This window comes from Chryseobacterium sp. CFS15 (assembly GCF_031118795.1).
Lineage (GTDB): Bacteria > Bacteroidota > Bacteroidia > Flavobacteriales > Weeksellaceae > Chryseobacterium > Chryseobacterium indoltheticum.
The window spans coordinates 206970-229476 of record NZ_JAVHYL010000007.1 but is presented as its reverse complement, the minus strand read 5'-3'; the positions used below and the strand labels follow the sequence as shown (position 1 = coordinate 229476).

General features: G+C 34.2%; 23 protein-coding genes. 14 read left to right on the top strand and 9 right to left on the bottom strand.

Annotation, left to right across the window (positions count from 1 at the left end; genetic code table 11):
* The 3 genes from OH814_RS13225 to OH814_RS13215 form a co-directional block, all read left to right on the top strand.
* Positions 1-268: GIY-YIG nuclease family protein (locus OH814_RS13225; RefSeq protein WP_308828466.1), on the top strand; the 268-nt coding region annotated here is incomplete at its 5' end.
* A gap of 67 nt (positions 269-335) precedes the next feature.
* Positions 336-644 carry a GIY-YIG nuclease family protein gene (locus OH814_RS13220; RefSeq protein ID WP_308828465.1) on the top strand — a complete coding sequence of 103 codons (309 nt, stop codon included), beginning with the start codon at positions 336-338 and terminating at the stop codon, positions 642-644.
* Between the two features lie 268 nt (positions 645-912).
* Entirely contained in the window at positions 913-3438 is a 2526-nt protein-coding gene (locus tag OH814_RS13215; RefSeq protein WP_308828464.1) for a DUF5686 family protein, read from the top strand.
* A gap of 143 nt (positions 3439-3581) precedes the next feature.
* Here OH814_RS13215 and OH814_RS13210 read toward each other — a convergent pair whose 3' ends face one another.
* From OH814_RS13210 to OH814_RS13195, 4 genes are all read right to left on the bottom strand, one after another.
* Positions 3582-3743, bottom strand: a complete 162-nt coding sequence (locus OH814_RS13210; RefSeq protein ID WP_308828463.1) for a bacteriocin — start codon at positions 3741-3743, stop codon at positions 3582-3584.
* 189 nt (positions 3744-3932) lie between these two features.
* A complete protein-coding gene (gene rpmA, locus OH814_RS13205) occupies positions 3933-4190 on the bottom strand; it encodes a 50S ribosomal protein L27 (RefSeq protein ID WP_028121647.1) in 258 nt (85 codons plus the stop codon).
* A 28-nt stretch (positions 4191-4218) separates the two neighbouring features.
* Positions 4219-4596, bottom strand: a complete 378-nt coding sequence (gene rplU, locus OH814_RS13200; protein ID WP_076561496.1) for a 50S ribosomal protein L21 — start codon at positions 4594-4596, stop codon at positions 4219-4221.
* 79 nt (positions 4597-4675) lie between these two features.
* The gene (locus tag OH814_RS13195) at positions 4676-5569 is read right to left on the bottom strand and encodes a GLPGLI family protein (RefSeq protein ID WP_308828462.1); all 894 of its coding nucleotides are present in this window, start codon (positions 5567-5569) and stop codon (positions 4676-4678) included.
* A 362-nt stretch (positions 5570-5931) separates the two neighbouring features.
* On the opposite strand from OH814_RS13195, the gene OH814_RS13190 reads away from it, so the two are divergent.
* The 5 genes from OH814_RS13190 to OH814_RS13170 all read left to right on the top strand — a co-directional run bounded on the left by OH814_RS13190 (position 5932) and on the right by OH814_RS13170 (position 10908).
* On the top strand, positions 5932-6816 hold the full coding sequence (locus OH814_RS13190; RefSeq protein ID WP_308828461.1) for a metalloprotease: 885 nt from the start codon (positions 5932-5934) through the stop codon (positions 6814-6816).
* A gap of 110 nt (positions 6817-6926) precedes the next feature.
* The gene (locus OH814_RS13185) at positions 6927-8021 is read left to right on the top strand and encodes an acyltransferase family protein (protein ID WP_308828460.1); all 1095 of its coding nucleotides are present in this window, start codon (positions 6927-6929) and stop codon (positions 8019-8021) included.
* Between the two features lie 74 nt (positions 8022-8095).
* Positions 8096-8677, top strand: coding sequence for a tRNA-(ms[2]io[6]A)-hydroxylase (locus OH814_RS13180; RefSeq protein ID WP_308828459.1), 582 nt, complete (start codon positions 8096-8098; stop codon positions 8675-8677).
* A 7-nt stretch (positions 8678-8684) separates the two neighbouring features.
* Positions 8685-9302, top strand: coding sequence for a DUF502 domain-containing protein (locus OH814_RS13175; protein ID WP_076561500.1), 618 nt, complete (start codon positions 8685-8687; stop codon positions 9300-9302).
* Positions 9303-9531: 229 nt separating this feature from the next.
* Complete coding sequence (locus OH814_RS13170) at positions 9532-10908, top strand: tryptophanase (protein ID WP_279196974.1); 1377 nt, start codon at positions 9532-9534, stop codon at positions 10906-10908.
* A 142-nt stretch (positions 10909-11050) separates the two neighbouring features.
* Here OH814_RS13170 and OH814_RS13165 read toward each other — a convergent pair whose 3' ends face one another.
* Entirely contained in the window at positions 11051-12250 is a 1200-nt protein-coding gene (locus OH814_RS13165; protein ID WP_374990574.1) for a PQQ-dependent sugar dehydrogenase, read from the bottom strand.
* 108 nt (positions 12251-12358) lie between these two features.
* Here OH814_RS13165 and OH814_RS13160 point away from each other — a divergent pair, with 108 nt between their 5' ends.
* The 4 genes from OH814_RS13160 (at position 12359) to OH814_RS13145 (ending at position 16723) form a co-directional block, all read left to right on the top strand.
* Positions 12359-12730 (top strand): BlaI/MecI/CopY family transcriptional regulator, encoded by a 372-nt coding sequence (locus OH814_RS13160; RefSeq protein ID WP_201132989.1) that lies wholly within the window; start codon positions 12359-12361, stop codon positions 12728-12730.
* Between the two features lie 2 nt (positions 12731-12732).
* The gene (locus OH814_RS13155; RefSeq protein WP_308828458.1) at positions 12733-14148 is read left to right on the top strand and encodes a M56 family metallopeptidase; all 1416 of its coding nucleotides are present in this window, start codon (positions 12733-12735) and stop codon (positions 14146-14148) included.
* 181 nt (positions 14149-14329) lie between these two features.
* Entirely contained in the window at positions 14330-16321 is a 1992-nt protein-coding gene (gene uvrB / locus OH814_RS13150) for an excinuclease ABC subunit UvrB (RefSeq protein WP_076561505.1), read from the top strand.
* Positions 16322-16348: 27 nt separating this feature from the next.
* Positions 16349-16723: a VOC family protein gene (locus tag OH814_RS13145; protein ID WP_308828457.1), complete on the top strand. Its 375-nt coding sequence runs from the start codon at positions 16349-16351 to the stop codon at positions 16721-16723.
* A 65-nt stretch (positions 16724-16788) separates the two neighbouring features.
* Here OH814_RS13145 and OH814_RS13140 read toward each other — a convergent pair whose 3' ends face one another.
* From OH814_RS13140 to OH814_RS13130, 3 genes are all read right to left on the bottom strand, one after another.
* The gene (locus OH814_RS13140; RefSeq protein ID WP_076561530.1) at positions 16789-17043 is read right to left on the bottom strand and encodes a DUF3820 family protein; all 255 of its coding nucleotides are present in this window, start codon (positions 17041-17043) and stop codon (positions 16789-16791) included.
* Positions 17044-17059: 16 nt separating this feature from the next.
* Positions 17060-18154 carry an AI-2E family transporter gene (locus OH814_RS13135; RefSeq protein WP_076561531.1) on the bottom strand — a complete coding sequence of 365 codons (1095 nt, stop codon included), beginning with the start codon at positions 18152-18154 and terminating at the stop codon, positions 17060-17062.
* A gap of 68 nt (positions 18155-18222) precedes the next feature.
* Positions 18223-18984 (bottom strand): hypothetical protein, encoded by a 762-nt coding sequence (locus tag OH814_RS13130; protein WP_228421396.1) that lies wholly within the window; start codon positions 18982-18984, stop codon positions 18223-18225.
* 52 nt (positions 18985-19036) lie between these two features.
* Here OH814_RS13130 and OH814_RS13125 point away from each other — a divergent pair, with 52 nt between their 5' ends.
* Together OH814_RS13125 and OH814_RS13120 are read left to right on the top strand one after the other, a co-directional pair.
* Positions 19037-19981 (top strand): aminodeoxychorismate synthase component I, encoded by a 945-nt coding sequence (locus tag OH814_RS13125; RefSeq protein ID WP_374990573.1) that lies wholly within the window; start codon positions 19037-19039, stop codon positions 19979-19981.
* Complete coding sequence (locus tag OH814_RS13120; protein WP_279196981.1) at positions 19965-20591, top strand: aminotransferase class IV; 627 nt, start codon at positions 19965-19967, stop codon at positions 20589-20591. The genes OH814_RS13125 and OH814_RS13120 overlap by 17 nt, the downstream gene beginning before the upstream one ends.
* Before the next feature lie 148 nt (positions 20592-20739).
* On the opposite strand, the gene menD is transcribed toward OH814_RS13120, so the two are convergent.
* Positions 20740-22416, bottom strand: coding sequence for a 2-succinyl-5-enolpyruvyl-6-hydroxy-3-cyclohexene-1-carboxylic-acid synthase (gene menD / locus OH814_RS13115; protein WP_308828456.1), 1677 nt, complete (start codon positions 22414-22416; stop codon positions 20740-20742).
* Between the last annotated feature and the right edge of the window lie 91 nt (positions 22417-22507).

The window sequence follows — 22507 nt, the reverse complement described above, 5'->3', positions numbered from 1 at the left end:
ATACTACGTCGGATATTCACAATTTCCGAATGAAAGACTTTTGAAACATAATCGGCAGGAAAACTTTAATACATTCACTCGAAAATTTCGTCCGTGGAAAATAGTTACTCTTTTTGAGGTTTCGGAAGATAAAGCTAATGTCATTGCTGTCGAAAGGTTTATTAAAAGACAAAAATCAAGGAAATTTATAGAGATGCTTTGTGATGAAAATCACCAACTGTCTGGAATTTTAGCTCAGTTGGTTAGAGTCCCGAACCTTCGGGATTAATCAGAGGGTCGCTGGTTCGAGCCCAGCAGGAGGAGCAAACCGTAGTCACTTAGATTACGGTTTTTTTATGTATTATATTTACATTTTGTTTTCAGAATCAGCAGATAAATATTACATCAGATATTCACAATTTCCGAATGAAAGACTTTTGAAACATAATCAGCAAGAAAGCTTTAATACATTCACTCGAAAATTCCGTCCGTGGAAAATAGTTGCTCTTTTTGAGGTTTCGGAAGATAAAGCTAATGTCATTGCTGTCGAAAGGTTTATTAAGAGACAAAAATCAAGGAAATTTATAGAGATGCTTTGTGATGAAAATCACCAACTGTCTGGAATTTTAGCTCAGTTGGTTAGAGTCCCGAATCTTCGGGATTAATCAGAGGGTCGCTGGTTCGAGCCCAGCAGGAGGAGCAAAAAGACTTACAGAAATGTGGGTCTTTTTTTTATTTTATTTCCTCTCAAAATATAACTTTTGTTTTTTATTAAATATCAGCTTTAAGCTTTCTCTGAGCGCAATATTCATAGCTTTATTTTCGTTACATTTGCAGGTTTACAGATAAACATCAAAGTCTGTAAAAAACTTTTAAAATTTAATAATAAAACAGCATAGTTTTTGTTTAAGCTATTGCTCGAAGATACGAATGATGTCAACCAATCAATTAAAATACGGTTTCCTATATATATCCCTTTTTATAACCAGTCTTTTTCATGCTCAAAACACAGCAAGCGGAAAGATTGTAGATGCTAAAACCAATAAAGAGGTCAGTGCTGTTGAGGTTTTCATTAATGAAAGCGATACGCCTGTTCTTACCACTGCTTCAGGAAGCTTTACTATACAATCTGACAGTATTATTTACAAATTAAGATTTCAGAAAAAAAACTATGCGTTGGAAAGTGTAGATATTACTCCCGACAGCAGCAATAATCTTCTTATTAAACTGTCGTCTGAAAAAGTAAGCAGCATTGAAGAAGTTGTTATTCACAACGAGAAAACAAAATTTAAAAATAAAAAAGAAAATCCGGCATACAGAATTATGCAGGAAGTGTGGAAGCGCAAGAGAAATAATGGTCTTGATAAATTTGATACCTACACGTATAAAGAATACGAAAAGATTCAGTTTGATGCCAATAATCTCGACAGTGCTTTTATGAACAGGAAAATCTTCAATAAATTAGACTTTATTTTTGATTACGCCGATTCTACTGCAAGAGGAAAAATGGCATTGCCTATTTTCTTAAATGAATCAATCTACAACCATTTCGGGGAAAACAAACCCAATAAAAAGACTAAAAAGCTTTTAGTTGCTCAGAAAACATCTGGATTTCAGGATAATCAGGTGATTGCAATTACCGCTAAAAACCTTTACCGTGACATCAATATTTATGATAATACCTTAAATTATTTTGATATCGGGTTTCCGAGCCCAGTAGGAACGGATGGTTTTAGCACATATGATTATAATTTGACTGATACAGTCTCCATTCGGGGAGAACAGGCGTATAAAATACGTTATCAGCCTAGAAGATCTGAGGTTTTGGCTTTCCAAGGATATCTTTATATCGACACCGATTCTTATGCGGTTTTAGAAGCTACTTTAAAGTCTACAAATAAAATTAATGTCAATTTCATCAACGCTATTTCTACAGAATTAGAATATGACAATCCTGATGATGAAACATTTTTGCCAAAAAAATACGTCACAGAAATTGAAATGACCCCTTTTTCCAAAAAGAAGACAGCAAAAAGCATTATTGCAAAACGGTCTGTAGATTATTCTGATTATGATTTTAATAAACCTCTAGCAGATACTGTTTTCACAAGGAGAAAAGAAGAATATGACGATCGCTTTGTAGACAAGGATGATGCTTTTTGGGTGAAAGCAAGGCCAGACTCTCTATCAAAAGAAGAAAAAGGGGTCTACGAAATGCTTGACAGATTACAACAGACTCCAAAATTCAATAGAATTCTTAAACTTACAGAAACGCTTGCTTCTCGATATTATAATGTTACTAAAGGCATCGATTTAGGTCCGATAACCTCAGTCTACGGGAAAAATGAAGTGGAAGGTGATAGAATAAGATTGGGGGCGAGAACCTATTTTACGCAAAATGACCCTTGGAGAGTTGAGTTTTATAATGCCTATGGTTTTAAAGACCAACAATTCAAATATGGGGTTGAAGGTCGATATATGTTCAATAGAGTCAATCGTTTTATGGTGGGAGCCGGAACCAAAAGAGATATTACACAATTGGGTGTGCAGCTTACAACAGAAGACGGTATTCTGTCGCGTTCATTTGCTTCTTCGACAGTTTTTGCCAGAGGAGAAAATGCTTCTTTAAGTTCGGTCAATCAAACGAGTGTTTTTACTTCTATTGAGCCTTGGAAAAACTTTCAGGTAAGAGTTGACGGGACGATGCAAAGCATTAAATCTGCCAATCCTTCAGGTTTTAGTTTGATGTATTTCAGAAATGGTGACTTAAGAAAGACGACCAATGATTCGCATGTTACGATTAGTTTGATTGCAAGACCGGGCGCTACTTTTTCTCAAACCGGAGTTGACCGATATGAGCATGGAACTTTGGCTCCGACCATTGTTTTAAAATATACACGTGGTATTGAAGGGTTGTTTAATGCGGATTTTAATTATAACAAATTGCAGTTTATGTTTTACAAGCCGATTCTTTTGGGAAGTTGGGGAAAAACATTGCTGAATTTTGAAGCCGGAAAAAACTTTGATACCGTTCCTTTGGCACTGCAGAATATTATTCCTGGAAACCAGTCGTACGGAATTGTTCCGAATACGTTTGCTCAGTTAAATTACTATGAGTTTGTTGCAGATACCTATTCTACGCTTCATATAGAACATCATTTCAATGGTAAAATACTTTCTTATATTCCACTTATTAAAAAATTGAAGTTAAGAGAAGTTGCGTTCATCAGAGGTGCTTACGGATCATTAAGCGATGCTTCAAAAAATATCAATGTTGATAATTTAAAATATTCTGCACCCGATCAGCAAATATATTATGAATACGGATTTGGGCTTGAAAATATAGGTTTCGGAAACATCAGAATTTTCCGTGTAGACTTCAACTGGAGAGGAAATTATCTTGACCGTCCGGATGTTTCCAAATTTGGAATTAAGGCTGGTTTTCAGTTTGGATTTTAATTTTAACAATATTATTTATTAAGTAAATCTGTAGAACGTTTTTTCTTCAATTATTTGAGAGAAAAAAAAGAAGCTCAAATTATAAGTATAAAAATCCTCAACAAAAATGCTGAGGATTATTTTTTATACTGCAACTAGTACAATTAACATGGATCTGGATCTAGAATCCAGTTTTGACATATTTGTTGTTGTCTTGGTGTCCATGTAGCCCATTCTGCACATGTAGTTGCTGGAGGTGGGCAAAAGGCTGCACCACCCTCAATTGATTTAAGTTGTTTTTTTGATAGTTTTTTCAGATTTTTCATAGAATTTTGTTTTAATTTGTTGCCTACTCTATATGCTTTTCGGCTATCGCAGTTTTATTTGGTTATAACAAATATAAAAAAATTCTATAACCGGGGAGATATTTTTAATGATTTTAATAATTTAATTTTAAGCGCAAAAAATCCTCAACAAAAATGCTGAGGATTTTATTTTATAAAACGCTAATTTAATTATGCGTTTGGTTCAATAGATACGAATGATCTGTTGTTTGCTTTCTTTCTGAAAACAACTTTACCGTCAACAAGAGCGTGCAAAGTGTGATCTTTACCCATACCAACATTTTCACCTGGGTGATGTTGAGTACCTCTTTGTCTGATAATAATGTTACCAGCAATAGCGTCTTGTCCACCGAAAATCTTCACACCTAATCTTTTAGAATGAGATTCTCTACCGTTTTTGGAACTACCAACTCCTTTCTTATGTGCCATTTTATTTTAAGGTTTTTTGGTTAAACAATTATTCTGCGCTTTCAGCGTCAGCTTTTTTAGTTGTTTTTTTAGCAGGCTTCTCTGCTTTTTTTCCTTCAAATCCTGTGATTCCAGTGATTTTGATTTGAGTTAAAGATTGTCTGTGACCGTTTTTAACTTCATAACCTTTTCTTCTTTTCTTCTTGAAGATGATTACTTTATCAGCTTTTACGTGGTCAAGGATCTCTGCCTCTACAGTGATACCGCTTACAGCTGGGGCGCCTACAGTGATTGCTCCGTTTACAGTAAGTAAGATTTTATCGAAAGATACTTTTCCTCCTTTATCTCCTTTCAAACGGTTCACAAACAACTTCTGGTCTTGCTCAACTTTATATTGAAGCCCTGCTATTTCTACAATTGCAAACATTGTCTATAAATTTTTAGTTAATTCGAGGTGCAAATGTACTGATTATTTTTTTAGTAACAATATGATTTTGAGAAATTTTCTACTTTCGGTGTAGATTTAATTCCAGCTGATTATTGTTCGATTTATATTTCCTGGCTGATAATTCTTCGAAAAACTTTATGATTTCTGCGTTGTTGGTTAATTTTTTACCTTCTCCTGTAGTAACGGTCATCGAATGATTAGGATTCGCCAAATCGAGTTTAATATCTTTTGCAGGATCATTTTTGTACGTCATAAATAACTTTTTGTATTGAGCCGGATTTACTTTTACTCCTTCAAATTCATGTTTAGCTTCTTTTTGAAGTGCTAAAATATAATCCCAAGAATGATCTTCAGCTTCCAGTTTCTTGTTTCCTTTTAATAAAAACTGATGTGACTTGGTTTTATCTTCTAATTTCACAATCAAACCGGGCAAACCGTGAAACTTGTAAGGTCCGTCGGGAAAAGTCAGATCTTTTGAAAACCATGCTTCCCAAATTCTTCCTCCAAAATTTGCTGTCGCTTTCTGACAATTGTAGTTTTCAATTTTTTGTGTTTCTGGAAGAATCTGCCATTTTATCACAGGAGTTTCCTCTACGATCATATTGGTCTGCTCAATATTTGTAAACCAATTAGTTTTAAAACTCGGATATGACTTTTCTATTAAATAAGAGGTATTCCAATCTTCTGTGGTGGAAGAATAGCTTAAACTATTCGGAGTAGACTTTCTTTGCTCAATGATCGAATTGTTCGTGATAGAATCACTCGCAAATTTAGCCTGACCATAAAAGTAAGATTTGGTCGGGAAAATATCCAAATTCACAAATTCTTTTTTCAGGCTGTCTGTTTTCGTGGAGTCAATTCTGAACTGATATTCATAAGTGAAACGATTTCCTTGCGCAGACAAATTGAGAATGGCAAAAATAGCCAAAATAAGAGCGTATTTAAGTTTCATATTTTTATGATTGGTTGTTTCAAATATAGAAATTAAATTGCTTTTGTTTTATTCTTACTTTTAAAAAATATTCCACATTTAGATGAAGTGAGTTCTTTACAATGATTTTTACCACAAATTGAGCAATATTTCCACATCAGATCTTATTCATAAAGCCTCTTTAGCAAAGAGTTTTTATACCCTTCCAAAAAGGTGCATATTTTTTGGTTTTGGTACTTTATTTTTTGATGCTTAAACACAACTGCATCTTTATCAAATAGTAAAAAATATTTTCGACCTGCATAGCATAGCTTTTTTTCGGTATGAATTAGTGAATTATTTCACATTATTGTATATCTTCGCTTTCACCAAAATATTTCAATATGAAAAGAAACTTTAATTTCTGCTTACTAGCAGGAGCATTTGCTGTATTCTCATTATCAGCATGTAACGACGATACAATGGAAACTCCTGTATCTGAAACTCAAAAAGAAAACTTAAAACCTGAGCAACCAGGCGATCTCGAAAAAATCTGTTATTATGTAGACCAGTACTGGAGCTCAAGTGCCGTATTAACGACATCATTACCGAGCTCTACAGACACGAGTTTTATGAATGCTCAGATGACAAAAATCGCCAGTTTATGGGGAAGGAGTAATCCGACATTACGTTTCGTAAATGATCCGTCCAGTCCAAATTCTACGTATAATGCGATTTCGTATTCCACTGGAAAGATCTATTATGGATATGCAATTTATGCCGATGCAAAAAACAAAGGCGGAAATATTGTTAATGCAATGATTCTGGCTCATGAATATGGTCACCAGTTGCAGTATATTTTCGGACTTCCTTCTGTAAGCGAATCCACGGCGAGACCAAACGAGTTGGAAGCAGACGGTTTTGCAGGATATTATTTAAGAAGACCCAATGGATACAATCAAACATCATTTGCCCAGATTGCAGCAGCATATGAGTTTGCCCAAAGTATTGGCGATTATCAGACAACCAGTGCAGGACATCACGGAACGCCGCCTCAAAGGAGATCTGCAGTACGTTTAGGTTTTCTTTTAGGACAGTACGACCTTTCTGCAGCAGATTTTGATTACAACTTCTTTTATTATTATCAGGGAGTTTTAAACGGAACTTACAAAATGGCAAAAAACTCAAAATATCCTGAGTTGGATGCTTACATGAGCCAATATCTTGATGAGCTGAAAAAAATTCAGTCAGGAGAAATTTCTGCTGAAGAGTTTAAAGAACTTAAATAAGCATTTATTTTAATATTTTTAATGAGAGGTAAGACATTGTTCTTGCCTCTTTTTCTTTGTATAGAATATTGATAAAGTTTAATTACTTTTGAAAAATAATCCACATTTAGATGAACAGAGATCTCTACATTGATTTTGCGAAAGGTTTAGCCACACTTTCCATTATATTTATTCACACGGCATTTTGGTCGGGGCAGTTTTACATCATTCCGGAAATCCGGGTGTTTTCTTTGGTTTTTGATGTTGCACTTTTTTATGCTTTAAGCGGGATTACCTCGGGAAATAATATCGAGAAAACGCTTTACCGTTTACTAAAATTGCAGATAACGTACATGATTTTTGTAACCCTTTTGTTCTTTTTAGATTATTTTTTCAAAATATTCGGGCTCACCTTTTTCTCGCTCGAATGGCTGCAAAGTTTTTACTCAACATTTGGCTCAAAGTATTCGGCAACAAGTATTTCAACAGCTCCGCAATGGCAGAATTTAGGGAATTGGTATCTTCACGAATACAGCAATGCCGATACTTTCCCTGTTGTGATGGGAAGTTTTTGGTATCTTAAAGTCTATTTTATTTTAACCGTTTTTGGAGTTTTAATTTTAAAATTTTTCCCCAAACATGTCAATTGGTTTATCGGACTTTGCATTGCGTTAACTTTAATATTTAATATTTTCCCGGAAATTTATCCAAGTGGGCAAGTAGGATATGTTGCTTTTTATATGACAGTTTTCCTTGTCGGAAACAGAATGAGAGGTAAAAAAATACCGACAAAAATGATTCCTGTTCTTTACGGATTGGTGGCCTTGGCGTTAGTTTGGATGTTTTGGTACTTTGGAAACGAAATATTTTTTAAAATCAATAAGCAAAAGTTTCCGCCGCAAACGCCATATATTATCTGGACTTTCTTTTCTCTGACGACTTTGTTCGTTTTGTACAACAGATTAAAAATTACAAAAGAAAATTTTGTAACGCATATTGGTAAAAACGCAATCTTCTTTTATTTTGGTCAGGGAATTAGCTCTTCATTGGTTTATTTTCTTGTTGTTCCGATGAAAGAATTGATGCCTTGGTGGGTTTTAATGGTCATTATTTACATCATTAATGTTGCTTTGGCTTTTATCATTGCAACTGGTTTAAAGAAATTTGATGCTTTTGGGTGGAATGTTTTAGAAGTTTTAAGAAAGAAAACCGCTTCTCCAAACTAAATCAGCTACGGAATTTGAAACAAAACGATAATTCTTATCGCAATTTATTTTAAATTTACAGAAATTTTTAAATTATGTTTAAATTGAAACTTCCTACCGATCCAAGGTGGGCAAATATTGCGGAGGATAACATTCAAGAAATTTTAACCGATCATGCATGGTGCGAACAAAAAGCTGCTACCAATGCGATTGGATTAATTACAATGCTTCCGGAACGTCCGGATATTGTAAAAGAACTTTTAGCAATTGCTCAGGAAGAATTGGAACATTTTGGGCAGGTTCTTGAGATTATTACAAAACGGGGCTACACTTTTGGGCGAACCAGAAAAGATGATTACGTCAACGAATTGGTCAGCTTTATTCAAAAAGGAGGGCACAGAGATACTTTAATTGTCGATAAAATGCTTTTTGCAGCAATGATCGAAGCCAGAAGTTGTGAGAGATTTAAAGTTTTAACAGAAAATATAAAAGACGAAGAACTAAAAACTTTCTATAAAGAATTGATGATTTCTGAAGCCAATCATTACACTACCTTTATCGGGTTTGCAAGACAGCTTGGCGACCCTGAAAAAGTAAACCAGAGATGGGAAGAATGGCTGGAATATGAAGCAGGCATTATAAAATCTTACGGAAATAAAGAAACTATACACGGATAAAAATAAATTGAAAAAGCCGACTTTTGAAAATCTGACTAATTTTTTCCTGAAAAACTTTTTTCAGGGATTATTAATTATTGGTCCCATCGGATTGACCATTTTTGTTATCTGGTCTGTTATTACGTCTATAGACAATATTATTCCGTCTGTGGCAAGGCAAATTCCGGGGTTGGTTTTCATTTCAACATTGCTTATTACAGCATTACTAGGTTATCTGGGTAACAAATTTGTGGTCGGAAGATTCTTTGTAGATTCTATCGATAGATTATTAGAAAAAACGCCTGGTATCAAGCATATTTATTCGCCTACAAAAGATGTAATGTCTTCGTTTGTAGGAGATAAGAAAAAGTTCAGTGATCCGGTCTGGGTAAAAACTAATGAAAATCCTGAAATTTGGAGAATTGGTTTTCTTACGCAAAGAGAGATGGCTGATGTACATAAAGATAATTTTGTAGCAGTTTACCTTCCGCATTCTTATGCAATTTCTGGCTGGGTGATTGTAACTGAAGAAAAAAATATAAAACCTGTTGTAGGAATGTCTGCAGCTACGGCAATGAAATTTGCGGTAAGCGGCGGTGTGGCAGGTTTTCATTCAGATGAAAATATATTTAAAGCTCCCGAGTAAACTTCTTTTACTCACTTTAAACTGTCTGATTTTAAACGTTAAGAATTTGACACTTTCAAAAAGTTAAAGCATAGCGCTTTATAACATTTTTTAATGTTTTTCTTAATTAAACTCAACATCTTAATTTAATCTTAATGGTTAAATTTTAAACAGTATCAAAAATACATCTGATGATTTGAAAATCAATTTCAAATTAATTTTTCTTTAATAAAATCTAAAAAAATATCACATGGAATTACCATATGCAGAACCGTTTCGTATTAAAATGGTGGAAGAAATCCGTCAATCTACAAGAGAAGAAAGAGAACAATGGCTGAAAGACGCTAAGTTCAATTTATTTAATCTAAAATCTTCGCAGGTTTATATCGATCTTTTGACAGATTCCGGAACTGGAGCAATGTCAGACAGACAATGGGGCGCTTTGATGACCGGAGACGAAAGCTATGCCGGTTCTCGTTCCTTTGAGCAATTGCACAATACTGTACAAAGCATTACAGGTTTTAAATATCTATTGCCAACACATCAGGGAAGAGCTGCTGAAAATGTTTTGTTTTCGGTTTTGGTAAAAGATGGTGATGTGGTTCCTGGAAACTCACATTTTGACACTACAAAAGGTCACATCGAAATCAGAAAAGCACACGCAATCGACTGTACGATTGATGAGGCTTTTGACATTAATGACCTTCATCCTTTCAAAGGAAATATCAACCTTGAAAAATTAGAAGAAGTTTACAAATCTCATCCCAAAGAACAAATTCCTTTCTGTTTGGTTACTATTACTTGTAATTCTTCAGGAGGTCAACCAGTTTCTCTTGAAAACATGAAGGCGGTAAAAGCGCTTTCAGACCAATACGGAATTCCAGTATTTTTTGATTCAGCAAGATTTGCTGAAAATGCTTATTTCATCAAAAAAAGAGAAGCAGGTCAGGAAAACAGAAGCATTAAAGATATCTGTAAAGAAATGTTTTCTTACGGTGAAGGAATGACGATGAGTTCTAAAAAAGACGGTTTAGTAAATATCGGTGGATTTATTGCTTTAAATAATGAAGATGTTTTCAGAAAAGCATCAAACTTTACAATTATTTATGAAGGATTCATCACGTATGGTGGAATGGCAGGAAGAGATATGGCTGCTTTGGCTGTTGGTCTTGATGAAGCAACTGAATTTGCTTATCTGGAAAGCAGAATTTCTCAGGTAGAATATCTTGGAAATAAATTAATTGAATACGGAATTCCTGTACAAAAGCCAATCGGCGGACATGCGGTTTTTATTGATTCGTTGAACTTCTTACCAAATGTTTCCCGTGCAGAATATCCGGCACAGACTTTAGGCCTTGAGATCTACAAAGAAGCAGGAATCAGAACGGTTGAAATCGGAACTTTGTTAGCAGACAGAGATCCTGAAACCAGAGAAAATCGTTATCCGAAACTGGAATTGGTTCGTTTGGCGATTCCTAGAAGAACGTACACCAATAATCACATGGATTACATCGCTGCTGCAGTGAAAAACGTTTACGAAAGAAGAAATGAAATCTCAAAAGGTTATAACATTACTTGGGAACCTGAAATTTTAAGACACTTTACGGTTCATTTAGAAGAGGCTTAAGAAAATAATTGTTAGAATAATTGATAAGTTTGGGCGCAAAATCTTCAATTTTGCGCCCAAACCATTTTTAATAATGTTTTTTTGATAGGATTTTATCCTATTCTTTGTTAAATCGTCCTTTCAGCACTCTTTATTTTTAAAGTTATTTCTTAGATATTTTATATAATTTTCCGCTGTCGGTAATTCCGTAAAGATTACCGTCAGAACCGTTCAAAACATCTCTGAATCTTTCTTTGTGATCCAAAAGCAAACGCTCTTCGCCAACCACTTTATTGTCTTTCATCACAATTCTGTTGATGTGTTGACCACTCAAACAGGCGATAAATAGATTATTTTTCCATTCGTCAATATTTCCGGTGTAGAAAGTTACTCCACTTGGTGAAACTACAGGATCCCAATAATAAACGGGCTGCTCGGTTCCTTCTTTTTGCGTCGTTCCGTTGTTGATTTTATCTCCGGAATATTCAATTCCATAAGTTACATCACCCCAACCGTAATTTTTCCCCGGTTGAATTAAATTAATTTCATCTCCGCCTCTTGGTCCCATTTCAATATCCCAAAGCTGGCCTTTTTCATCCATCGCTAAACCTTGAGGATTTCTTATTCCGAAAGCATAAATTTCAGGTTTGTAACCGGTTTTACCGATGAAAGGATTTCCCGGAGCGGGTTTTCCGTCTTTGGTTATTTTTAAAATTTTACCTAAATAATTATCGGTTTTCTGAGCATAAACACGAGTTTCCTTATCTGATCTTTCGCCGGTGCTCACAAAAAGATTTCCGTCTTTATCAAAAACCAATCGGCTTCCGTAGTGTTTATCACCATTATAAGTTGGCGTCGCACGGAAAATCACTTTTACCTCTGAAATGTTCTTCAAGTCTGGAGAAAGTTTTCCTTTGGCAACGGCTGTATGATTTCCCCCTTCATAAGGTTCAGAATAACTGAAATAGATAATATTATTGGTTTTAAAATCAGGATCGAGTGCAACATCGAGCATTCCGCCTTGTCCTTTTGAATCTACCTTCGGAAAGCCTTCAATTTTAGAAATTTGTTTTCCATCGGTAGAAACTACATTGATAAAGCCTGACTTTTCAGTAATCAAGAATTTTCCGTCAGGCAGATTAATGATTCCCCATGGTTTACCTAAGTCTTTAGTTAGAACTTCAACATTATATGGAGTTGATGTTTTTATTGGAGCAATACGTGTTTGTTCTTTAAATGCAGGCTTATAACTGGTATTTGGTTTTTCTTCTTTTGCAGAAGGCTCGCTTGGCTTTCCTTTTCCCTGACAAGAAATCATAGTGGTTGCGGATGCCAGTAAAATGGGTAATAGTAGTTTTTTCATAATTAAAATTTAGTGGTTCAGAGATGAGAGGAAAAATAATGCCACAAAAAAGTTGCACAATTAAAATTTTATTCTACATTTGTAGAGTAGATTTTAATTATGTAGAATATGGATGAAATAAAACTCACGAATTCCGAAAAAATAGTAATGGAAATTCTTTGGGAAAAAGAAAAAGCATTTTTGAAGGATATTTTAGAATCCTATCCTGATCCTAAACCGGCAACAACTACCGTTGCAACAGTACTTAAAAGAATGCAGAATAAAGATTTGGTAGGTTTTAAACTTTTTGGAAATTCTCGAGAATATTTTCCAAAAGTAGCAAAAGGAGAATATTTCAATGATGAAATGACTTCTATGATTGACCGTTTTTTTAATAGCTCTGTAACGCAGTTTGCTTCGTTTTTTACTTCAAATTCTAAACTGTCGCAAAAGCAATTGAAAGAACTTCGTGATATTATTGATCAACAGATAAAAAAATAATCATGTTAACAATAGTTTTAAAAATGATTCTGTGCTCAGGAATTCTGCTCGCATTGTATCATTTGGTTCTGGTAAAAGAACGGACTTTTATTTTCAATCGGTTTTACCTGATTTCAGCTTTACTATTTTCATTTTCAATCCCATTTGCAACAATAGAAACAAAACAGGTTGAAAAAGAAATTCCGGAAACTGTTTTTGTAGGGGAAATTCAACAACCTATTTTACAAACTCCAATTGTTCAGCAAGAAAGTTTTGATTATACACAGGCTCTTTTAATTGCATATTGTATTGTTTCAGGGATTTTAATTTTAAAAATTGGATATTCTGTTATAAGAATCAAAAAATTAAAAGGAAGAAAAATTAGGTATCAAAACAGAACTGTTTTTCTGCTGAATCAAGACCTCGCTCCTTTCAGTTTTTGGAATACAATTTATCTTTCTGAAACTTATTTTAAAGATTCCAAGATTCAGGACTCTGTATTTCTGCACGAAGAAATTCATGTAAAACAGAAATATTCTGCTGATATTCTTTTTGTAGAGATTTTAAAAGCTGTTTTTTGGCTTAATCCATTCCTTTATTTTTATAAGAAAGCGATGGTTAATAATCATGAGTTTATTGCTGATGACCGTGTAATTCGTAAGAAAAAAAACATAAAAAGTTATCAGGAACTGATTCTGCAGGAGATTTTAAAACAACAGAATCTAGCATTGATACATCAGTTTAATTTTAATAACACAAAAAAACGATTTATAATGATGACCAATAAAAATTCAAAATTTGCGAAGATGAAAAATTATCTTGCAGTTCCCGCATTTGCCGTTTTAGCAATAGTTTTTGCAGAAAAAACATATGCAAAGGAAAGTATTGAAAACCTAAATCAGGAAAAGGAAAATGTAATAAATAAGACACCCTCTGAAACTGGCCAGGACAATTTAATGACCAATTACAGTAATGAAAGGGAAGGTGTAGTTATGGGCTCTAAAGGAAGATCTTCCACTATAGGACAAGATACAATTCCTATTAAAAAAAACGTAGATGGTAAGTTAGATGAAAAACCTGTTCAAGATATTTCGACAGCAGTGGAAGGAGTTGCTGCAGACTTGGTGCCAGCTGAATATCCCGGAGGAAATAATGAACTTAGGAAAAAAATGGCTTATAATTTTGATTCAAGTACTTTAGATCATCAAAATAGCATAATTAAAGGAGATGTTTTTATTATAGTCGATGAAAATGGGAAGGCAAGCGGTATAAGTGCAGTCGGTGAAAACGAAAAATTCAACAATGAGGCAATAAGAGTAGCTAAATTGGCTAATGAAAACGTAACATGGACTCCCGCTACAAAAGATGGACTGGCCGTAAGATATAGATATAAAATTCCTTTAGCAATGCAATTTGCGCCCAATGATAAAACACAATAAATATAAATAATCTCACTTAGTGATATTACAACCAACCGTAAAGTATTATACTTTGCGGTTTTTTGATGCATTAATGATTTATCAGAATAGTTATTTTTTAATAAGCTTCTTCAATTGAGAAATCATAATTTTATGACTTCACTCTTCATCTTCGCATTTTTTTATTTCCTAAATTTGTTACATGCAATTCAAACTTCAATCAGAATATAAACCTACAGGAGATCAGCCCAAAGCAATTGAAAAATTGACCGATGGAATAGAAATCGGCGAAAAATATCAAACATTGCTTGGTGTAACAGGTTCCGGTAAAACTTTTACCGTTGCCAATGTTGTGAACAATGTTCAGAAACCAACTTTGGTTTTAGCGCACAACAAGACTCTGGCAGCTCAGCTTTTTATGGAATTTAAAGAATTTTTTCCTGAAAATGCTGTGGAGTATTTCGTAAGTTACTATGATTACTATCAACCTGAAGCTTATATTGCAAGTTCAGGAACTTACATAGAAAAAGATTTAAGTATCAACGAAGAGGTAGAAAAATTACGTCTTTCGGCAATTGCAAGTTTACTTTCAGGAAGAAGAGATATTTTGATTGTAGCCTCAGTATCATGTATTTACGGTGTCGGAAACCCTGCTGAGTTCCATAAATCTTTAATTTCTCTTCAGATTGGTGAAAAAACTACCCGAACGGCGTTACTTCATTCTTTAGTTAATGCGTTGTATTCAAGAACGTTGGCGGACTTCCAGCGTGGGACGTTTCGTGTAAAAGGGGATGTCATCGATATATTTCCTGCGTATGCAGACAATGGAATAAGAGTTCAGTTTTTTGGGGACGAAATCGAAAAAATTCAGAGTTTTGATCCTGTTTCCGGAAATGTAACTTCCAATTTTGACCAGATTCAGATTTATCCTGCCAATCTTTTCGTAACCACAAAAGAAACATTGAATGGTGCGATAAAAAACATTCAGGATGATATGGTAAAACAGGTCGACTTCTTTTCCGAAATCGGTAAGCCTTTAGAATCGAAAAGACTACAGGAAAGAACAGAACTAGACCTTGAAATGATCAAAGAGCTCGGTTATTGCTCAGGAATAGAAAACTATTCACGTTATCTCGACGGAAGGCTTCCGGGATCTCGCCCGTTCTGTCTTTTAGATTATTTTCCAAAAGATTTCTTAATGGTAATTGATGAAAGCCACGTTACGGTTCCACAGGTTCATGCGATGTATGGTGGTGACAGAAGCCGAAAGGAAGCTTTGGTGGAATATGGTTTCCGACTGCCCGCAGCGATGGACAATAGACCTTTAAAGTTTGAAGAATTTGAGGCGATTCAAAATCAGGTTATTTATGTTTCGGCAACCCCGGCAGATTACGAACTGGAAAAAACCGGTGGAGAATATATTGAACAGATTATCCGTCCGACAGGACTTTTAGATCCAATAATTGAAATAAGACCTTCCTTAAATCAGATTGATGATTTAATGGAAGAAATAAATAAGCGTGCTGAAATTGACGAAAGAGTTTTGGTGACCACTTTAACCAAGAAAATGGCGGAAGAACTCACAAAATATTTCACAAAATTCGGAATCAGAACGAGATATATTCACTCGGATGTTGAGACTTTGGAGCGTATTCAGATTATGCAGGATTTGCGTCTTGGAGTTTTTGATGTCTTAATTGGTGTCAATTTATTGAGAGAAGGTCTTGATTTACCTGAAGTTTCATTGGTTGCTATTTTAGATGCCGATAAAGAGGGAATGTTGAGAAGCAGAAGATCTATGATTCAAACAGTGGGTCGTGCAGCAAGAAACATCAATGGTAGAGCCATTATGTATGCCGATAAAATCACCAAATCAATGCAGGCAACTTTAGATGAAACCGAATATCGTCGTGCAAAACAAATGCAGTATAATGAAGAACATGGTAAAGTTCCGATGGCATTGAACAAGAAAATCTCAGAAAACCTTGTCGGACGAAGTAAAGATTTCCCTGATGAAAGATATACTCAGAAAGAAATTACTCAGAAAGTTGCAGAAGTAAAAGCATCTTACGCAACTGAAGATATCGAGAAAATGATTGGGCAGAAGCAAAAAGAGATGGAAGCTGCTGCAAAGAATCTAGATTTCATAAAAGCTGCAAAACTTAGAGACGAAATTGCTGCTTTAAGAGCGTAAGAAGTTAAATTACTTTAAAACTATATCATGAAAAGAGTTACAGGAATTGGAGGCATTTTCTTCAAATGTAAAGATCCTATCAAATTGAAAGAATGGTACAAAATTCATTTAGGGATTGATACCAATGACTACGGAGCAACTTTCGATTGGAAACAAATGTCTGATTCTGATGCAAAAGGATCATTGACTTGGAGCCCAACTAAAGAAACAACAGATTATTTCGAGCCTTCTACAAAAGAATTTATGATTAATTATACTGTTGAAAATTTAGAAACATTGGTTGAAGAATTACAAAAAGAAGGAGTAACAATTCTTGACGAAATTGCAGTGTACGATTTTGGAAAATTTGTTCACATTCTCGATTTGGAAGGAAATAAAGTTGAATTGTGGGAACCGAAATAATTTAATCATTACATAACTAAAACTTCGGCGGTACCAAAAGTACCGCCGAAGTTTTGCAAAGTCTTTTAAAACTTATAAATCTTAGTTTTAGGTTTTTCATAACTTACTTTTCCACCACGAAGAGGTGTAAGCAAATCCATCAAACCATTTAGTTTTATTTCGTAAATCGTAGAAAGCTGCATTCCCAATTTTCCTGGCGGCATACCTTGACGGTGAAACCATTCCAGATAACTGATTGGAAGATCAGCCAAAACGGTGTCTTTATATTTTCCGAAAGGCATTTTTACAACACATATTTCCTGTAAAATTTCAGGATTTATTCCCTGCTCCATTTTTTTAAACTATTAAATCAATTTTATTTTCTAATTCTTCTTCACGGTCTTTTTCTGAAAGTTGAAGTTCAGGAGTTTCATCATCAGAAAACTCATTTCTATATACCTGAATAAGCAGTAATGTAAATGATACTAGAATGGGCCCGAAAATTAATCCCATAAACCCAAAAAGATTCATCCCCATAATAATTCCGAAAACGGTATTTAAAGGGTGAATATCTTCCAATTTCTTAAGCAATGTGAAACGAAGTACATTATCCGTTAATCCCACAACAATTACACAATACAATCCAAGACCAATTCCGGGTCCTGTCTGGCCTTCAGCTATCATAAAAATACAGATTGGGGCATATACTATAGCCGCTCCCACAATCGGAATCATCGATGCAGCAGCAGTTAATGCAAACAATAAAATAGGGCTTGGTGCACCAAAGATAAAGTAACCAATTAATGCGATAATACCTTGTCCTAAAGCAACAACTGGAAGACCAATAGCATTGGCCATAATCAGTTTGCGCATTTTTTCGCCAATTAAAGAAACATTTGCTCTTTTTAAAGGAGCAGCTGATGCCAAAATTCTTTCAAAAAATCTTGGTTTTTCAAACATAAAGTAAAGAATGAAATACATCGACATCACCACTGTCAGAGTATTAAAAGTTCCGCTTAATGCTGAGGTAGAATATTTTCCGGCAAATTCTTTGACCTTTGCCATGTTTTCTTTGCTAAGAATATTTATACCTGTTTCTTTATCAATGAAATCATGAATTTTAGCAATAAAAATGTTAAACTTTTCCATATAAGCCTGTGCATTACCAAGCTTTTCGATCAATAAATCAACGATTAAATAGACGGGAAGAATAATTATAATTAAACTGGCCAGCATGAGCACCAGAGATGAAGCCCAGGGTTTCCATTTTCGCTCTTCTTGCAGGTAAAAATTATATTTGCGGCAGACTACGTAAATTGTTATCGCTCCCAAAACTGAAGGAATGAAAAGCGCAAGATTAAAACAGATTAAACCCCCTAAAACTAAAATAATGGTTAGCAAAAAGACCTGTTTGATGGCAATGCTGCTGATATGTTTCTCTTTATGTGGCATTTTCATAGTTTTTATTTAGAAGTAAATTTAACCTTTCTCATAACAAAAGCAATACCACGCCTTACATATTATGCTTCCTCTTTGAAAATAGTCTTATAAAGAGAATAAATCATCGCATTCCAAAATGGAAAGGTGAATAATCCACCGATCAAAAAGATTCCAAATCCAATGTATTTAAATAAAACTGCCACGATTGTACAAACTAATATTTCGATGAAAAACATTTTTAAAGCTTTCCAGTTTAATGCAATTCCCTCAAAAATAGTTTTGTTCTGAAAAAACATTAGTGGCGCTACAAACAAGGTGATCATTACCCAAATGACAGGAAGGATGAGGGTTTGAGCAATAATGCTATATAAAAAATACCAGAATATAAAATAGCTTGCATATCTGAAGAAATTCAGACCATTGTAGCCTGCAAATAAATCTTTTAGCTCAACATTCTCTTTAAGATCAATTTTTCTGAAAATCTGAAAAAAACCTAAATTCAAAGGATAAAGAAAAATAAGTGTTCCTACCATTCCAAGATAAAAGTTCTGAAATCCTTCACTAGAAATGATTGTTGAAATATTATTTTTATAGGCTTCTAGCCCTGCAGGTCCTATTTTCATATAATCAGACATGGCACCCAGAAACTGATCCATAATTCCGTATCGACCCGAAAAGTACATGAATACCGTAGAAAATAAAGCCATATAAATAACTGAAAAAATCATTTGGTATATCAAAGTCTTATTCCAATAAAAAAAAGCCTGTTTTAAGATAAAATCGATTCCCGGTTTTTGTGGATATTGCTGCTGCATGAAAATATTTTGTGCAAAAGTAAACATCAATAACTACTTTTGCGGAATGTTTTTGGCGAATCATCAAAAATTTATTCAAATGGACGAACTTTCACATCAGAAAGTTCCCTTTTTCTTTATTATAGACTTCCTGGTTGATAAGGTAGAGGTTTTCACAGAAGATGAAATTAGTAAAAATGGTTTATTGATTGATTATCAGGGTTTTTCGAATGTGAAGAAGCAGGAAGCTTTAAGAAAAGAAATAGAATGGAGGTCATTTCCTGAATCATTGAAAAGCTTTAAAAAAGGTTTTGACCACGTTCAGAAAAATATTCGGCAGGGAAATTCTTATCTTACCAACTATACAAGGAAAACAAAAATTGAAACCAATCTAAGTTTAGAAGAAATTTTTCATCATTCTCAGGCAAAATATAAGGTTTTATATAAAGATTTTTTCGTATTTTTTTCTCCTGAAACTTTTGTGAAGATCGTTAATGATAAAATCCTTACTTTTCCGATGAAAGGCACGATTGATGCTTCTGTAGAGAATGCAGCAGAGGTTTTGAAGAACGATAAAAAAGAAAAAGCCGAACATTATACCGTTGTTGATTTGCTTAGAAATGATTTGAGCATGGTGGCAGATGATGTAAAGGTTGACAAATTTCAGCATATAGATTTTCTGAAAACAAAACAGAAAGATTTGTATGCGATGAGTTCTGAAATTTCGGGAAATTTAAAATCTGAATTTAAAGGAAAAGTAGGAAGCATAATGCAAAAGCTTTTGCCTGCAGGCTCAATTTTAGGAGCTCCAAAACCTAAAACTTTAGAAATTATTCTTGAAGCGGAAGGCTTTGAAAGAGGTTTTTATACCGGAGTTTGCGGTTGGTTTGATGGTAAAAATCTAGACAGTTGTGTGATGATTCGTTTTATCGAAAAAGAAGGCGATCAGCTGTATTTCAAAAGCGGTGGCGGTATTACCCACATGAGCAGGTTAGAAGACGAGTATCAGGAAATGAAAAACAAAATTTATGTCCCAATTCATTGAAAGTATTAAAGTAGAAGATCAGGAAATGTTCCTGCTGGAATTTCACCAGAAGCGTGTGAACGAGACTTTCGCCCATTTTGGGAAAGAAGGCTCTATCGATTTGGAGAAAATTTTTAAAAATCTCAATCATGACGAAGATGGTTTATACAAATTAAGATTAACGTATGATTTGGATAAAAAATTCAGAACGATGATGATTCCTTACGCAATTCCCGAAATACAGGATTTTCAGTTGGTAGAAAATAACATCTACGATTACTCTTTTAAGTTTGAAGACCGCAAAGAGCTGGAGAAAATGAAAATGAAATCTAAAGCTGAGGAAATTATTATTGTAAAAAATAATCACATCACAGACACTTCTTTTTCTAATCTTCTGTTTCAGAAAGGAAAAGACTGGTTTACACCGTCAACTTACCTTTTAAATGGAGTTCAAAGACAGTATCTTTTAAAGAAAAAGAAAATAAAAGAAGCGGAAATTACATTGCAGAATATTAAGGAATTTTCACATTTTCAGTTGATTAATGCACTCAATGACTTCGATGATATGTTTATTTACCCAATTCATAAAATCACCAATCTCCCGGGGAATGATGACTATCTAGATATTTAGATAACTCCTTTAAAATATTCTTTTTCGCAGAGATTAAATAGAAAAGCAGATTTATAATTAAATAAATCTGCTTTTTTATCATTAAAGTTTTGGCTTTTTTCTTAATCTTCCTCAAGAACTTAATTCTTCTTAATGGTTCAAATCTATTTTAAACTTCCTTTAAAAAATTAAAATAAGCTTTTTGTGTAGCTGCATTATTTTGACCTTGCGTATTGACTTCCATTATTTTAGGCTGTAAATCCGGCTTGAAGAAATTTTCAAAAACCCGGTCCAAAGTTCCGTCATCATCTACTTTTACATAAGAAAAACCAAAATGTTTAGCCATAAACTCAGCATTCTTATGATGCTTTGTAGAAATGAATTCATCAACCGTATTTGAGTTGGCATTTCCGGGGCCTGGAATTATTTTAAAAATATTTCCTTCACCATTATTAAAAATGATAATTCTTGTAAACGGCGGAATGTATTGATTCCACAAACCATTGATGTCATAGAAAAAGCTTAAGTCGCCTGTAATCAATAAAGTTGGGTTTTTGTTCTTAATAGCAAAGCCCATTGCCGTGGAAGTACAACCGTCGATTCCGCTTGTTCCGCGATTACAGTACATTTTTCTTTTACCAAAATCGAATAATTGTGCGTAGCGTATCGCCGATGAATTACTGAAGTGTACATTGTAATTCTCCGGAATGCTTTGTGAAGCTTTATTAAAGAAATAAAAATCAGAAAACTCAATTAGATTTAAGAAATCATTATGTTTTTTATCTTTTTTATCTCTTAAAACATCCCAAAGATTATAATAAGACCTTGGTTCTAAGTTGACGAAATTTAATAATTTAGAAAAGAATAGTTCAGGCTTTACTTCTATTTTCTGGGTTAAAGAAAAATAAGTATCGGGCTGCCAAACCTCATCCAAATGCCAATGCTGTTTCGGATGTGCATTTCTTAAAAATTGCTTTACCTTTTTAGAAACCACATTTTGCCCGACAGTAATTAATAAATCTGGAGCATAAGTTTTAAAATCTTCTTCTGTGAATGCAAAAATATATCGGTCGATATGCCTGAAAAATTTCTCATGATACAAATTCGAATTTGCTTCGCTTAACACGACAACCGAATGGTTTTTAACTAATTGCGTGAGCTGGTTTTCAAGTTCTGCGCTGTAGCCTTTGGTGCCCACAAGAATCATGATTCTCTGTGAAGTATTCCAGTCTGCAACTAAATTTGAAGGAAGCTCGTAATCTTTCTTTTTAATGGTTTTCTCCACCTCAGGGAAAGTTGGAAGTTCTGAAACCAAATCATACAAAGGCTCTTCCAACGGAATATTGATATGCACCGGACCTTGTTTTTCAAAACAAAGCTCAATTGCTTTTTTTATAAGGTCTGAATTGATGTTTTCGGCATCGTCTTTACTGTCTTCAACTAATTGAAAATCTCCGTAAGAATGCTGATGAAACAGATTGTTTTGTCTGATTGTTTGTCCATCAAACAAATCGACATAATCCGTCGGTCGGTCTGCCGTTAAAATCAATAACGGAATATTCTGATAAAAAGCTTCGGTAACTGCAGGATAATAATTTGCTGCTGCAGAACCGCTTGTACAGGTAATTGCAACAGGTTTTTTCTCGCTCATTGCCATTCCGAGAGCAACAAAAGCTGCGCTTCTTTCATCAACAATGCTGAAACAGTTGAAATCATCCATTTCTGAAAAATGAATAGCCAGAGGAGCATTTCTTGATCCCGGAGATATCACAACGTCTACAATGTTGTACTGATGAAGAATATTGGCAAGTACCTGAATACTCCTTTTAGAAGAATATTTTTTCATATAGCAAAATTAAAGGTTTTTATTGATTTGATAAATAAATTTATACGTCAAGTTTTGGCGTTACTGAGGGTTAGTTTTGCTTTAGAAACAT